10 protein-coding genes and 1 pseudogene are annotated in these 15,819 nt (G+C 39.1%); 8 read left to right on the top strand and 3 right to left on the bottom strand.

Annotation, left to right across the window (positions count from 1 at the left end; translation table 11 throughout):
- Nucleotides 1-436: 436 nt before the first annotated feature.
- Nucleotides 437-1,372: pseudogene (locus tag ACIQZA_RS15535) on the top strand (IS30 family transposase).
- Between the two features lie 155 nt (nucleotides 1,373-1,527).
- Here the strand turns inward: ACIQZA_RS15535 and ACIQZA_RS15530 are convergent.
- Nucleotides 1,528-2,241: a hypothetical protein gene (locus ACIQZA_RS15530; RefSeq protein WP_402882376.1), complete on the bottom strand. Its 714-nt coding sequence runs from the start codon at nucleotides 2,239-2,241 to the stop codon at nucleotides 1,528-1,530.
- A 238-nt stretch (nucleotides 2,242-2,479) separates the two neighbouring features.
- Between ACIQZA_RS15530 and ACIQZA_RS15525 the strand changes: the two genes are divergently transcribed.
- Nucleotides 2,480-3,661: a PDZ domain-containing protein gene (locus ACIQZA_RS15525; protein WP_400941377.1), complete on the top strand. Its 1,182-nt coding sequence runs from the start codon at nucleotides 2,480-2,482 to the stop codon at nucleotides 3,659-3,661.
- Nucleotides 3,661-3,891 carry a DUF2198 family protein gene (locus tag ACIQZA_RS15520; protein WP_400941433.1) on the top strand — a complete coding sequence of 77 codons (231 nt, stop codon included), beginning with the start codon at nucleotides 3,661-3,663 and terminating at the stop codon, nucleotides 3,889-3,891. Before ACIQZA_RS15525 ends, ACIQZA_RS15520 begins: the two co-directional genes overlap by 1 nt.
- A gap of 52 nt (nucleotides 3,892-3,943) precedes the next feature.
- On the opposite strand, the gene ACIQZA_RS15515 is transcribed toward ACIQZA_RS15520, so the two are convergent.
- Nucleotides 3,944-4,270, bottom strand: a complete 327-nt coding sequence (locus tag ACIQZA_RS15515) for an AzlD domain-containing protein (RefSeq protein WP_142510287.1) — start codon at nucleotides 4,268-4,270, stop codon at nucleotides 3,944-3,946.
- On the bottom strand, nucleotides 4,267-4,998 hold the full coding sequence (locus tag ACIQZA_RS15510) for an AzlC family ABC transporter permease (RefSeq protein WP_142510286.1): 732 nt from the start codon (nucleotides 4,996-4,998) through the stop codon (nucleotides 4,267-4,269). The genes ACIQZA_RS15515 and ACIQZA_RS15510 overlap by 4 nt, the downstream gene beginning before the upstream one ends.
- Nucleotides 4,999-5,122: 124 nt before the next feature.
- On the opposite strand from ACIQZA_RS15510, the gene ACIQZA_RS15505 reads away from it, so the two are divergent.
- The 5 genes from ACIQZA_RS15505 to ACIQZA_RS15485 all read left to right on the top strand — a co-directional run bounded on the left by ACIQZA_RS15505 (nucleotide 5,123) and on the right by ACIQZA_RS15485 (nucleotide 15,312).
- Nucleotides 5,123-5,674, top strand: a complete 552-nt coding sequence (locus ACIQZA_RS15505) for a helix-turn-helix domain-containing protein (protein WP_323653037.1) — start codon at nucleotides 5,123-5,125, stop codon at nucleotides 5,672-5,674.
- An 11-nt stretch (nucleotides 5,675-5,685) separates the two neighbouring features.
- Entirely contained in the window at nucleotides 5,686-6,315 is a 630-nt protein-coding gene (locus tag ACIQZA_RS15500; RefSeq protein ID WP_142510284.1) for a TVP38/TMEM64 family protein, read from the top strand.
- Between the two features lie 503 nt (nucleotides 6,316-6,818).
- Nucleotides 6,819-10,328 (top strand): helicase-exonuclease AddAB subunit AddB, encoded by a 3,510-nt coding sequence (gene addB, locus ACIQZA_RS15495; RefSeq protein ID WP_402882372.1) that lies wholly within the window; start codon nucleotides 6,819-6,821, stop codon nucleotides 10,326-10,328.
- A gap of 1 nt (nucleotide 10,329) precedes the next feature.
- Nucleotides 10,330-14,046: a helicase-exonuclease AddAB subunit AddA gene (addA, locus tag ACIQZA_RS15490; protein WP_402882371.1), complete on the top strand. Its 3,717-nt coding sequence runs from the start codon at nucleotides 10,330-10,332 to the stop codon at nucleotides 14,044-14,046.
- A gap of 99 nt (nucleotides 14,047-14,145) precedes the next feature.
- A complete protein-coding gene (locus ACIQZA_RS15485; protein ID WP_402882370.1) occupies nucleotides 14,146-15,312 on the top strand; it encodes a DUF418 domain-containing protein in 1,167 nt (388 codons plus the stop codon).
- Nucleotides 15,313-15,819 lie beyond the last annotated feature (507 nt).

Here is a 15,819-nt window from a genome sequence, read left to right as displayed (position 1 = left end):
AGTTAAGCTCTTTAGCGCCGATGGTAGTTGGGGGCTTCCCCCTGTGAGAGTAGGACGTCGCTAGGCACCTAGAAAAGTCGAGGATTTATTCCTCGACTTTTTTATTTGCATTTTTCCAGCTGGTTAACCCAAATAATACGATAAAAATGGTTATGGGTTCTGCCATTTATCTAGCCGAAGGTTAAGAAATAAGGAAACTCCTCGGAAAAGTAATGGGCGATGGAGCAAAATATCGAGCACCAGCTGACGAAGATGCAGGACCTAAAGGTTAGTTTGTTTAGAATAAAGTTTGATTAAAAGTAATTCTAAAAATCATTTTTTATAAATGATGGATTGTAATATTAAGTGCAACACCCAGATGTCAACATAAAGGAAGCCCATAACGACCTCGTGTAGAATGTAGTTACCACACCAACATTCAAACGGAGGAATTGTTATGAGCTATACTCATCTTACCATATCAGAACGTGTAAAAATAGAAACATACCTGGAACTTGATTATTCGATTCGTAAAATAGCGAAACTCTTAAATCGTCAACCTTCTACGATTTCCAGAGAAATAAAACGCCACGCCGGTAGTACGGCTGACGAAGCACAAGTACGTTACCAACAAAATAAATCCAACTGTGGTGCCAAGTTAAAATATACGCCAGAAGTAAAAGAAGCTGTTCAAGAAAAGTTGCGGGATACTTGGTCGCCTGAACAAATTGTCGGCCGTTTATATCAAGGACAGCTGAGTTTTAAAACCATCTATCGCTGGATTTACGATGGTCTTTTAGAAGTGCCTATAACCGTTCTCCGTCAAAAAGGAAAGCGCCAAAAGCCCCGCGAAACAAGAGGAAGATTTAACATTGGTACACCAATTTCTAAACGCCCAAAAGAAGTACGTAAACGTGAAACCTTTGGACATTGTGAGTTAGATACAGTTGTATCTAGACGTGGGAAAGCAAAAGGTTGTGTAGCAACATTTATTGAGCAAATGACACGGTGGTATGTTGGCTTTTTGATACCGGATCGCTCAGCTCAATCAATGGAAAGAGCAGTACGTCTACTTCATACTAAATTACCCAAAGGCGCTATAAAAACAGCCACAACAAGACCGAGGTAAAGAATTTAGCTGCTATAAAGTGTTAGAAAATGACTTGAAAATTGATGTTTATTTTGCGGATGCTATTCTTCTTGGCAGCGCGGAAGTAATGAAAATGGGAATGGATTACTTCACGAGTTCTTCCCTAAGCAAACAAATTTTGAAGAAGTATCACCAGAAGAACTAACAGAATCATTAAACTATATCAACAACCGACCAAGAAAATGTCTTGGTTGGAAAACTGCAAACGAGGCTTTTAATGAGCAATTGTTGCACTTAATTTGACAAATCATCAAATGAAAAGAAAGCACATTGAACAAAGTTTGATTAAAATGCTTTCTTTTCCGTCTCAAGCTGTAGAAACAACTTTGATAGCACAATTTGAAAAATAGCGACTTCTACAGCTCATGATTGTAGGAATTTTTATTATATTACTTGTATTATTTTTTTAGATTTGATAATTCATAGTTAATAACTTCCTTTATCTTATCGTTCCCAATTGCTCCATTCTGGAATGTATTAGAGTCGCTCCAGTAAAGCTGCCTAAATGAAACACCATTATTAAGTTCAATCCCCAAAAATATACGTGTATCTTCTAGCTTACCTACATCAATTAATGATTGTACATCTTCTAATTTTAATTCATAAAATGCGGCTAGGAACGTATCCTTAGAAGACTGTGAGAATGTGTGTATTCTCTTGCCATCTTCAGTGCTTTCAAAATAGATATTCTTCACCAAATGATCCATAGGGTAAAGTTCTCCTACTGTTTTTGCCTTTTTATTTGTGTTGGCTACATAAACATCATTATTTGCAGCAATAATCAAGGAAGATGGATATCCTTTTATTTCAGAAATGATTGTTCCTTCTTTTAAATATGTCGCATCACCATTTTGCATCTTGTGATTACTGCATGCACTGTCAGCCATTTTATATGTCACTTTACCAAGTTCTTTACCTTTTTCAATCGTTATAGGAAGATTTTCATTCACTGGCTCTGGAATATGATGCTCATACTGTATATCGTTAATCATCAACACATCCACCCATTCAATTTCCCCATCAGGACACCCTTTAAGAAAAGTGAAGTTACTGCAAGAAGATATCAACAAAGCAAATACAGAAATAAATATCATCTTTTTAAGAACTTTCAATATAACACCTCCTAGTTATTAGACACTTATTACAAATTTAAGTTACAAGAAATATTCGAATGTTCGGCTTAATTCATAAAAATGGTAATCGACATACTTGCAACGTTTTAAATTAATATCCGCTGAATACATAAAAAAATAAGAATAGAAGGCTTTCTGCTAGATTGTACTACGCAAGAGTGTAGTCGTTTGATACAATAAAATCATAGTATTCAAGATAGAAACGGCGGGTGTTCGTATGGTTAGTGATATTTTAATAGAAATTGTAACAGCGATTGGCCGCTTTTTAATCAACCCATTAATGTATATCGCAATGTTATTTGCGGTTTTATTAGGTTATAGTCGTGTAAAACAGGAGCGGAAGTTTTTTAATAGACGTATTATTTGGGGTTGGACAGAGCTAATTGGTCAATGGAAATTTGGGTGGCTAAATGCCCTCCTCATTTCACTCATAAGTGTTGGTTTAGGTTTAACAGTGCCTAAAGCTTTTTTAATGAATTTAATCGCTATTTCTGCGTTGGCACTATTACTGTTCTTCATTAATGCACTTTCACCTATCTATACAATGGGGCTTGCGACATTAGCAATGTGGTTGATGTACCATTACAATTGGACATTTTCTTGGTGGAAAATCTCTTTAGAAGGTGTAAATTTATTAGATGGTTCCATTATAACGATTACGGTTTTAGCAGGTCTAAGTGTGATTGCTGAGGGGATATTAATTCGTCGAACAGCAATGAAGGTAACGACACCGAGAGTTGAAAAGACGAAGCGAGGTATGCAGGCAATTGTCTATCGTTCAAGAAATGTATGGATATTGCCAATTTTCTTTGTAATACCTGGTGATATTATTCCTGTAGATTTCCCATATTGGCCACAATTTACATTAGGGGAGAGTACTTTTGCACTTGTACTATTTCCACTCGTCATAGGCTTTTCAAAGCTTACTCGAAAAGAATTGCCGACTTTGCAATTGCCTAAAATTGGCCGAGCGGTGCTAATACTAGGGCAGTTAATTTTAGTAGGTGGACTTGTTGCTGCGTTGGAGCCGTTAATTGGCTTTATCACGTTGGTAATTGGTGCAGTGATTCGTATCATTATCACAATCTTCTATGCGCTGCAAGATAAAACAGACATTTATGCGGTTGCACCAAATTCAAAGGGCGCTATTATTGCGGCTGTCTTACCTGATTCACCTGCTGAAAAAATGGGCTTACTGGCAGGAGAATGTATTCGTAAAGTAAACGGTCAGACCATTTTTACTGAAAATGATTTATACGAGGCTTTGCAATTAAATGCTGCACATTGCCGTCTAGAAGTAATAGATCGTAACAATGAAATACGCTTAACACAGCATGTTATATATAGCAATGATCATTATCGCATTGGATTATTACTAGCTGAGCAGAGGGATATATGATGGATGTTTTTGGGAAAATGATGCTAGCGTTATTTTTACCAGCATTACTCGTATTATTGTTTACTAGAATTACGTATAATCGGTATGTTGCCTTAATATTGGCAATTGCGCTTATTGCGGCGTCTGTCTATGCAGGATATACTTCGCCGCCTCTTATCTTCGTAATCGATGCATTTTCGTTAACAGTAGGCTTTTGGCTAGCAAGTAAAATGAAAAAAAACAAAAATTAATATAAAAGGTCAGTCCAAAGTGATAGCTTTCTCACTTTTAAGACTGACCTTTTTACATGAAGAATCTTACGGCTGCCATAATGATAACCCCCGCTACAACTGTAATAGATAAGCTTTTGGTAATAATTGCAATTATAAGGGTTGGCACAAAGGTAATCAATACGGGCCAATTTAATGTAACAATTTTTCCGCTTTCTGTATCCAATAAGTTTTCGATGACAAGAGCACTCAAAATACAAACTGGGATAAAGCTTAGCCATTTTAATACAACCTCAGGTAGTTTTACATTTCGAACGAAAATAAAAGGAATAATACGTGGTAGCCAAGTGACAAGTGCACAGCCAATGATGAGCCATACCATAGTAGTAGTTGTCGTCATTTATCTGTCACCACCCCTATAGTTGCTACAATAACTGTTGAAAGAAGAACAGCCACATGGGAGGGCACAATATAAGAAAGACCATACATAATGACAACCATATAGCCTATTAACATAAGATAATGCATTATTTTACTTTTACCTACACTGTTAAGTTGGAGAACAAGAAGTGCCACAAACATAGCAACCAATGCGAAATCTAGACCCCACTTTTCAGGAGTTGCTACCCACTGTCCTAAATATGCGCCAGCTACACAAGAAAGAATCCAAAATGAGTAAGCAGTTATGTTCAGCCCATCCATCCATTTGCCATGTAATTTCCCGCTTTGCATTTGCTTTGTAACAGCAACGCCAAATGTTTCGTCCGTCAATAATGTGCCGAAACCAACATTTCTTAGCATGGAATAGCGTGTAAAGTGCGGAGCTAATGTTAAACTCATTAATAAATGGCGTAGATTTACAACAAAAATGGTTACAATAATAGCAGAAGCAGGGCTATTTGTTAAAAGAAGTGCACAAAAGATAAATTGTGCGGAGCCTGCATAGATGAGTATAGTTAATAGTGCAATTTCGAATACAGATAACCCAGAAGCGGAACCTACAACACCGAAAGCGAGTCCTATGCTTATATAACCGAGTAAAGTGGGAACACAATCTTTAACGCCTTGTAAAAAGCTATCGTCTGGCATGTTTGCTGTTTCATTCTGAAAATCGGTTGTACTTGTCATAAATAAATCGTCCTTTCTTAAAAATTTCCATGTATACTAATAATGGAATAGTCTGATAGTTAGTTGTGTTTATTAAAGTATACATATGTCTGATAAAATAAACAATAGAAATTGGTGAAAAAAAATGGAGCAAATGAGTCGAAATTTGGCATTTCAATTAAAGAAGATCCGGCAACAACGTCATTTAAGCTTAGATGATGTTGCCAAAGCTACAGGGGTAAGTAAAGCTCAACTGGCCCAAATTGAAAAAGGGGAGGCAAATCCTACAGTATCAACGATTTGGAAAATTGCTGCGGGAATGCGTACTTCATTTTCCTCATTATTACAAGCACCAACAGCACACTTCATGAAATATAGTAGTAAGGATGCGCCACGTGTAGATGAAGATGAGGGGCGATATCGTGTGTATTCCATTATTCCTTATAATCCAGATCGTGGCTGGGAACTTTATAGGATTGAAATGGAGCCCGGTGCTTTCAGTAGAAGTGAAGCCCACACAGAAGGGGTAGAGGAAACTGTGACTGTAATCCAAGGGCAGGCCAATATTTCTGCTGGGGAGATGCATGAATTACTAGAAGAAGGGGATACACTAGTATTCTCAGGACATCAACCACATGAGTATAAAAATACTTCGGAAAAGTTAACGATTTTACATTTGATTTTGCAATATAAATAGAGGTGTCGATTTTGAGTGAATGGTTTACTGTAGATAATATTGAGCAGATTGCGGCACAATATCGAACGCTTGGCCCGGTCATTGGTTTATTTTTAACGTTTATAGAGGCGTTTTTTCCATTTTTACCTTTGGTCGTGTTCGTTGTCGCAAATGCGAGCGCATTTGGTTTATGGTTAGGTTTTTTATTATCCTGGATAGGATCCGTAGCGGGCTCATATGCGGTATTTTTGCTTGTCCGACATTTTGGCAAGCATCCAAAGCTTCGATTTGTAACAGGCAGTAAAAAAGTAGAGAAGCTAATTAAATGGGTAGATATGAATGGTATTAGTCCTCTGTTCGTGTTACTTTGTTTTCCTTTTACCCCCTCAATCATTGTAAACATTGTAGCGGGTCTATCTCATATTCATAAAAAGTTTTATTTTGTGGTGTTATTGGCTGGGAAGTTCGTTATGATTTTAGGAATGAGCGTACTTGGTTACGATTTAAAGTCTCTCCTAACGAGCCCTGTTAGACTGATTATTGCAGCTGTTGCGATTGTCTTGCTTTGGTGGGTTGGCAAGTTTATGGAGAAACGATTAAATGCCCGGGTAGAAAGAGACTTAAAACATGCGAGAAAATTGACGAAAAATCATCAACGTTGAAAGTTGAATATGCACATCTTACCCCTTTTATCATGTAAAATGAGAGAAGGGGTTTTTTATCTTCATTCATAAAGGTAAGGCGATGTTCGAGAAACGTGGAGCAGCGTTTAGATAAAATAGTAAAATGCAAAGTTAGAGAAGCAAAAAGCTCGGGGGAACCATCAAAGTAATCGGGTCCATGCAAAAACTGCTCAGGTAGACCAGCAAAGCCCGTGTATTTACGACTAACATTGCTCCCATCTCTATAGGTGTTGTAATGAATTCGGGTTTAAGTTACTTTTTAGCGGGTGTACAAACATCTACTGAAAGAAGTTAAAGCCTCGGCGGATGTCACGGAAATCGGACAGGCGTTAATAAAGGATGTTAGCCTAAAATCATCGCATCCTTGCGATAACGGCTAACTGACCTGCTGCATCCTGCAGGCCTAAGCACAAAGCCGATTCCGGACGCAATTATGCCGAGGCATAATTGATATAGATATATTAACAGGAGGAGAAAAGTACATGACATTGCGTATTGTATCAGGACGTTCAGGAACGGGTAAATCAACGTTTATTCATCAAGAGATTGTCGAGCAACTAAAAACAGATCCGTTAGGTCATCCAATTTTTGTGATTGTACCTGACCAAATGTCTTATTCAACGGAGTATGAGCTTACGAATAAGCATGACTTGAAAGGCTTAATCCGTGCGCAGGTCATGACATTTAAACGATTAGCATGGCTAGTATTACAGGAAACGGGTGGTATTGCTCGAAAAGAAGTAAATGGCTATGGCTATCGAATGCTTATTCGCAAACTTTTAGAGGAACAAAAAAGTGAGTTTTCATTATTTCGACAAGCAGCTGGGAAACGAGGCTTTACGGAGGAAATTGAATCGCTATTACGAGAGTTTAGTCGTTATAGTGTAAATAGTTCGGTGCTAGCTGAAGTGACAGCATCTTTGCAAGCCATTGATGCGCCAAATACATTGCAAGCGAAGACGAATGACTTACAAGTAGTTTTGCAAGCTTTGGAGGAACGACTTGGCACGACATATGTCGATAGTGAGGGGTATTATCCGATTTTAACCGAGCAACTAAAATGCTCCGAGACGATGAAGCAGGCGTCAATTTATATAGATGGTTTTACAGCATTTACGGTAAGAGAATTAGAGCTTGTAAAAGAGTTATTAAAGGTGACAAAACAGGTAACGGTAGTTCTTCCCTTTGACCATATCGATGAAGTTTATGATGAGCAATCTTTATTCCATGAAGCCGCTTCTACGAACCAACGTTTACACGATATTGCATATGAAGAAGGCATTGAAGTTGAAGCACCATTGCACTTCTATAATACGTATCGTTTCCAGTCTAGTGATTTACAACATATGGAAGCTCTCTTTGCTGATATGGTGCCTCAAACGAAAGAAACTTCAGGTGATGTAATGGTGCTTGAAGCATCTAATCGACGTGCGGAGATACATGCCATTGCCCGGGAAATAACAAAGCTGACGAGAGAGAAAGGGTATCGTTATCAAGATATAGTACTTCTTTATAGACAAGCAGAAGTCTATGACCCGCTCATTACAACAATTTTCCAACAATATGAAATTCCTATTTTTACAAATTCGAAAAAGACGATGTTACATCACCCTTTAATTGAACTTAGTCGATCTGCTTTAGAGGTTATTACTTCCAATTGGAAGTATGAACCGGTTTTTCGTAGTGTGAAAACAGATTTATTTTTCCCGTTACATGCAGAATTAAATGTTTGGCGTGAGCGAGCGGATCGTTTAGAAAACTACTGTTTAGCACAGGGCGTTTTTGGAGAGCGCTGGTTTGAAGAAGCTCGATGGTTTTTCAAAAAGTATCGTGGACTAGAATTCCATTCACGAGTGCAGACGGATGAAGAACGTGCAATGCAGGCAGAAATCGAGGCTATTCGCAACGAAATTCGTCAGCCGCTTAAATCATTACAGGACAAGCTGGAAGTGGCGACAACAGGTAGAGATGTAGCGACAGCTTTATTTGAGTTGATTGAGCATTTAAATGTTTATGAAAAGCTTCAAGCAATGAAAGACCGTGAACTTGATCGAGGCGATGCATTAGCTGCAAGTGAGCATGATCAAGCGTGGAAAGAATGGATTGCAGTGCTCGATCAGTTTGTGTATATGTTTGGTGAGCAGGAGATGTCCGTAGAGGAAGCGGCGAAAATCTTAGACGAGGGCTTTGATACATTAGAATTTTCGCGTATCCCGCCTACATTAGATGAAGTTATGGTAGCGACAGTTGATTTAGCTCGTTTATCGAATATAAAAGTCGCTTTTGTCTTAGGAATGAATGATGGAGTCTATCCAACTCGTATGGATTATGAGGGATTGCTGTCAGATAACGAACGTGAATGGTTTAGTCAAATTGGCTATGAACTGGCGCCAACATCTAAAAATCGTTTACTGCAGGAAAATTTCTTGCTATATCGAGCTTTAACGACATCCTCCGATAAATTATATATGTCCTATCCAACGGCAGATGAAGAGGGCAAGGCGCTACTGTCTTCACTCTATATAAAGAAAATTATCGGCAATGATAAAACGGCAGGCCTTTTGAGCGGTGTCGAGGTCGAGCGAGTTGTAATCGATCCAATTGAACTATTGGATGAAAGTGCATTACCGTATTTACGCCATCCACGTACAGCTTTAGCACATTTAATGGTGCAAAAACGTCAAGCTGAACATAGTCGAGAACTAGCGCCAGAGTGGCTTGCTTTACAAAAATTTTATAAACAAGACCCTTATTGGGCACTTATTTATGATCGAGTTTTACATCCAATCACTCATAAAAATGAAGCAGAACCATTAGAAAACCACATCACTCAGGAATTATATGGTCAAAAGCTAACATCTAGCGTGTCTCGTATTGAGAAATATTTCCGTTGCCCATTCTCTCATTTTACAACGTATGGACTTCATCTAGAAGAGCGGGCAGAGTACAGACTAGAAACATTTGCAATGGGTGATTTATTCCATGAGGCATTGAAATGGATTACTGAAGAGACACACCGTCTGCAACTATCATGGATACGTTTAACAAAGCAGCAAATTAAACAATTAGCACGCCAAGCTGTAGAGCAAATTGTGCCGGTATTTTCACATCAAATCTTACTGTCAAGCGCACGTTATCGCTACATTCAACGCAAACTTATTCGTATTGTCGAGCGAACAATGACGGCACTTACACAGCATGCGAATGTATCTCACTTTAAGCCAATTGCCATTGAGGCATCATTTGGACCGGGGCAAAATGAACAGCTTCCTCCACTTGAAATAGATTTAACAGGTGGTAAGAAAATGTTTATGCGAGGTCGTATTGATAGAGTGGATAGTGCGTCTATTGATGACCGCTCTTATTTACGGATCGTCGATTATAAATCATCCGCTCGTGATTTAGATTTGAATGAGGTTTACCACGGTTTGTCTCTACAGGTACTAACGTATTTAGATGTGGCGATGGAAAACGCTTCTTATTGGCTGCCAGGTGAGGCGGAGCCAGCTGGGGTTCTTTATGTACATGTCCACAATCCAATGCTAAAGCTTGATAAGGATTTAAGTGATAGTGAAATTGAAGAAGACCGTTTAAAACAATACAAAATGAAAGGTCTTTTGTCAGAAAATGCGGAGGCCATTTTATCGATGGATGAGCAATTAGAGGAATCGAGTGGGCATTCAAAAATTATTCCTGTCTATATGAAGAAAGATGGGACACCGTCAGAATCTCAGTCGCGTATTGTACCTGTTAATGATATGAAAAATCTACAGCATTTTGTACGGCGCAAGCATCAAGAGGCTGGTGATGGAATTTTAGCAGGGGATACGTCCATTAGTCCTTATAAACTTAAAACAAAAACAGCATGTGACTACTGTCAATTTACAGCTGTTTGTCAATTCGACCCATCTGATGGCAAGCAAAGCTATCGTCAGTTACAGCAAGCAAAACCGAATGATATCGTTGAGAAAATTCGGAAGGAGATGAAGTAAGTTGGTACAAAAAATACCCGAAAAGCCAGCGGAAGTAACGTGGACTGACGACCAATGGAAGGCCATCTATGCAAGCGGTCAGGATACACTTGTATCGGCTGCGGCAGGCTCTGGTAAAACGGCAGTACTTATTAATCGCATGATTGAAAAGGTAGTTGCGATAGAGGATCCCATCAATGTGGATGAGTTACTTGTCGTTACATTTACAAATGCATCTGCTGCTGAGATGCGTCACCGTATGGCGGAGGCGCTTGAAAAGGCTATTGCAGAAAATCCAACTTCCAACCATTTACGACGCCAGCTAAGCCTTGTCAATAAAGCACAAATTTCAACGCTGCATTCCTTCTGTTTAGCAATCGTTAAACAGTATGCCTATATGTTAGATATTGACCCAGGCTTTCGTATAGCGAATGAGGCGGAGGTTGCGTTGCTAAGGGACGATATATTGGCAGAAGTATTAGAAGATGCTTACGATTCTGAGGATGAGGCACAGGTTCAAGCAATCTACCGTCTCGTTGATAGCTTTACGTCGGATCGTGATGATCAAGCTATTGAAACATTAATAAGCAAGCTATATGATACGTCTCGTGTACATGCAGAGCCTCTAAAATGGCTTCGTAGTCTACCAGAGACATATGACTTAGCTGCGGACGTGACCATTGATGATTTAGAGCTGTCGAAATATGTAAAGTTAACAGTCAAGCATAGTCTTGAGGAGGCATTCGTTTTAATTTCTGAAATGCGTGCCATTACGCTACAGCCCGAGGGACCTGCTCCATATGCTGAAACCGCAGAAATGGATTTTGCCATGATTCAGGAAGGTATTCGTATTAGTCGTGAAGGAACATGGCAGGAACTCTTTGATTATTTTGGTACGGTGAAATGGTCAACGTTAAAGCGTGTATCAAAGGATACTTTAGTAGATATGGAGCTACAAGAGCTTGCCAAGAAAAAACGTGAGTCAGCTAAAAAAATTGTCAATAAGCTGAAAGAGACTTATTTTGTGCGTACTCCTGCACGCTTGCTTGAAGAAATACGATTGATGGGTCCGACGATCGGAACGTTAGTCCAATTAACAAATATTTTTAGTGAACAGTTCCGCATGGCAAAATTAGAACGAGGAATTATTGATTTCTCGGATTTAGAGCATTTCGCATTGCAAATTTTAACTGTAGAAGTTGAAGGTAACTTACAGTCTTCACCTGTTGCACTAGATTTGAAACAACGGTTTAAAGAAGTACTTGTTGATGAATATCAAGATACAAATATGCTTCAAGAAACAATATTGCAGCTTGTGAAAACAGGTAGTGAGCAAGATGGAAATCTATTCATGGTTGGGGACGTGAAGCAAAGTATTTACCGTTTCCGTTTAGCAGAACCGAAGCTTTTTATGCGAAAATATAGTGAGTTTCTAGAGGCCCCAGATTTAACGGGAATGCGTATAGATTTAAACGCTAATTTTCGTAGTCGAAAAGAAGTGTTGAACGCTACAAACTATGTATTTGCACAAATTATGGGTGAGCGTGTAGGGGAAATTCTTTATGATGAAAATGCTTCATTAAAGCCAGCAGCGCCGTATGATGATAAAGAAGTTCCGGTAGAGCTAGTCATCATGCATCCTCCTGAAGAAGAGGCATTGGACGAAGAGACGGAAGACATTGCAAGCGATGCCTCTGAACTAGAGGAATTAAAAAAATCACAGTATGAGGCACGTTTTATCATTGAGCGTATTCGGCAGATGATGGAGGATGGGACAACCGTATTCGATACAAAAACGAAGACAGAACGTCCATTAAAATATAGTGATATTGTGATTTTAATGCGTTCAATGACATGGTCAACTGATTTAGTTGAGGAATTTAAGCTTGCGGGAATCCCTCTCTATGCGGAGTCCTCTAAAGGATATTTTGATGCGCTTGAAGTCATGATTATGCTGAATGTACTAAAGGTTGTCGATAATCCATATCAGGATATCCCTTTAGCTTCAGTGCTCCGTGCACCATTTGTTGGCTTAACAGAAAATGAGCTAGCAAAAATACGGTTAGCAGATAAAAAAGCACCATTTTATGATGCATTAAGGCAATTTATTCGAAGTGATGGGCATGGTGTGCAATCAGATACTTTTGTGAAGCTTCAACGATTTATGCTAGCATTTGAAAACTGGCGAGATTTAGCACGACGTGGTTCACTGTCAGATTTAATTTGGAAAATTTATTTAGACACGCATTATTATGAGATGGTTGGTGCTATGCCAAATGGTAAGCAACGTCAGGCCAACCTACGCATTTTACATGACCGTGCTTTAATGTATGAGAAAACAGCCTTTCGAGGACTATTTCGCTTTTTACGTTTTATTGATCGTATGCGTACGCGTGGAGATGATTTAGGAACAGCTAAATCGATTGGAGAAAAGGACGATGTTGTACGTCTTGTAACGATCCACTCTTCAAAAGGTTTGGAATACCCTGTTGTCTTTGTTGCAGGGATGGGGAGACCGTTTAATAAAATGGATTTCCACAATCCATATTTATTCGATCAAGATTTTGGCCTTGCAGTGAAGGCAATTGATCCAGAAAATCGTATTACGTATACATCTCTACCATTTTTAGCGCTAAAGGAGAAAAAGGAGCTTGAAATGCGGGCTGAGGAAATGCGTGTATTATACGTAGCGATGACACGTGCGAAGGAGCGACTTATTTTAGTAGGCTCCGTAAAAAATTGGCGTAAAACGCTCGATAACTGGCAGGATGCTCAAAGTTTACCTGTGGATGCCCCATTACAAGAGTATTTACGCGCGAGAGCTAATAGCTACTTTGATTGGCTTGGGCCTGCAGTTGCGAGACATGCAGATTTTGCAAAAATTGCTTCTTCCTCCTATAAGGCATCTGAAGACGTATCGCATTGGTGGGTACGAGCTGTTGAAACAAGCCATTTTGCGTATGATATACAGGCGTTAGAGGATGAGGTACAGCCATTGCTAGAAACGCCAGAGGACGAAGCATTGCTGTCGGAAATTACGATGCGTTTTCAAGCACATTATGCATTTCAGAAATCAACACAAAAACGCTCAAAAACATCTGTAAGTGAAATAAAGCGTTTAGAAAATCTACAGCGACAGGAGGAGCCTGAATATTACTTTTCAGTACCTTCTAAGCAAAAAACGACGACTATTGCGCCCCGTCCAACCTTTTTACAGGACAAACAGCTGACAGGTGCAGAAATAGGAACAGCTGTCCATACAGTCATGCAACATGTACCTCAAAACGGCTTTACGGATGTACAGGAGGTTAAGGAGTTTGTCGCTAATTTAGTGGCAAGACAGCTTCTGACCGAGGCGGAGGGGAAGATTGTCCCATGGAAAAAAATATATAATTTCTTTACAACAGATATTGGACAACGCTTTAAAAAAGCAAAAACAATCCGAAGAGAACTGCCATTTACGATTAGTAGGGTAGATGAAGATGGCGACGCTCAAATTGTACAAGGGATTATTGATTGCTTATTTGAGGATGAGAATGGTGAATGGATTTTGCTTGATTATAAAACAGATCGTATTCAATCACATTTTGCTGAGGAGCCAGCGCTAACAAAGGAACTTTTAAACCGATATGGTGTTCAGCTGAGAGTTTATAGTGAGGCGATTGAATCTATCCTTCATATAAAAGTGAGTGATAAGGTTCTATATTTATTCGATATTGAACGGGCTTTACATGCATAAGTGAACACGGTGTAAACAGGGCTATCTGATAGCGTTTCATATAAAGGAATGAATGTTAGAGAGCTCTGTTTTCGCCGTATACATAGAGGAGGCTATTTTGTGGAGTTTAAACCGACAATGTTGCAGGAGCGCGTCGCAACATTAGATATTTTGCGTGGTATTAGCTTACTAGGCATTTTACTCGTTAATATGTTTGCCTTTTATTTGCCGATGCCATATATTGATTTGGCATCATGGTTTACAACACCATCTGATACAGTGTGGCAGCAAAATTTAGATATTTATGTACAAAGTAGCTTTTATCCGCTGTTTGCCATGTTATTTGGCTATGGACTCGCTATGCAGTGGCAGAAAGCGCAAAGTCGTGAACAAAATTTTTATGCAATAGGACTGCGAAGACTTTCTGTATTATTTGTATTTGGTTTGCTACATGCTGTGCTCATTTGGTGGGGCGACATTTTGATGATGTATGCATTTTGCGGCATTTTTTTATTGCTTTTACTACGTCTTCACCCTATTTGGTTAATGTCAATAGGTATTGTGATTAACGGCGTTATGCAAGTTTTTATGTTATTTATTGTAGGATATATTAATTTTAATATGAAAATTGATGAGTATTTAGATATTACTTCGGTAGAGCAGGCGATAATTTCTTACGGAACGGGCAGTTGGATGGATGCATTTATGCAACGTTTAACCGATTTATCTGTTCAGGCGGGGATCGGCATGTGGTTTGTAGCGTTATTTACAATTTTACCATTTATGTTAATTGGTGCCGCGGCATCTAAATGGCGTTTAGTGGAACGAGCAAAGGAGCTAAAATGGCTTTGGCTGGCATTAGCAATAGCTGGATTAGCAGTTGGCATTTTTATTAAGAGCTTACCAGTCATGTTTACGCGTACTTATTTGCTAGACTACTTGAAAGTATACATAGGTGGTCCAATTTTAGCAGTTGGCTATACGGGGCTCATTGTTTTACTTTGTTTACTTCCAGTTATATCAAGGCTGCTTAGTCCTTTTGCAAAAATGGGGCGCATGTCATTAACGATGTACATACTTCAATCAATGATTGGAACATGTTTATTTTATCAATTTGGATTTGGCTTGTATGGAAAAGTGAGTGTCGCAACAGGTGTGTTAATTGCAGTCGGTATTATTATTGTCCAAATGATTGTGGCAGAAATTTGCCTAGCGAAATGGCAACAAGGCCCGTTAGAGGCTTTATGGCGCAAGTTAACGTATAAGATGAAAACTAAAGCAGGGTAATTGTTGAGGGCTTGACTCTCGTGCAAAAAAACGCACAATCTGCGGTGGAAATTAGCGTTCATTTTCAATGTGAGGGCAACATAAAGTTAATGAACACGTCTTGTTTAATAAGAATAATTAATTGCGATTTAGCTTATTATTAATTGTTTGGGATAGTAAATGTTAAACCGTATGTTATTTATCTTCATTATGAAGATAAAGCCTCTGGCGGATGTCATGAATTTTTAAAGGAATGAATTGTGCGGGCACAATTCAAAATTCAGAAGCAATTACGTCAAGGCGAAATTGATATAAGTGGATTGTAGTGGAGATTGGGCGACTCCTCGGGGATTAGCGATAGAGGAACGAAGGCTAAAAGCATCACATCCTATGATAACGCCTTCGTGACCAACATCGTGTTGGCCCGAGACCCTGCAGCGCAGCGGATGTTTTCTGTGCGAAAGCGAAGCGTCAGCAACAAATGTTTTCTGTAGCGAAAGCGAAGCGTCAGCTACAAAGCGCCCAGTC

The organism is Lysinibacillus sp. NPDC096382 (assembly GCF_044762845.1).
In the GTDB taxonomy this organism is placed as follows: domain Bacteria; phylum Bacillota; class Bacilli; order Bacillales_A; family Planococcaceae; genus Lysinibacillus.
This window is presented reverse-complemented; position numbering and strand designations above follow the sequence as displayed.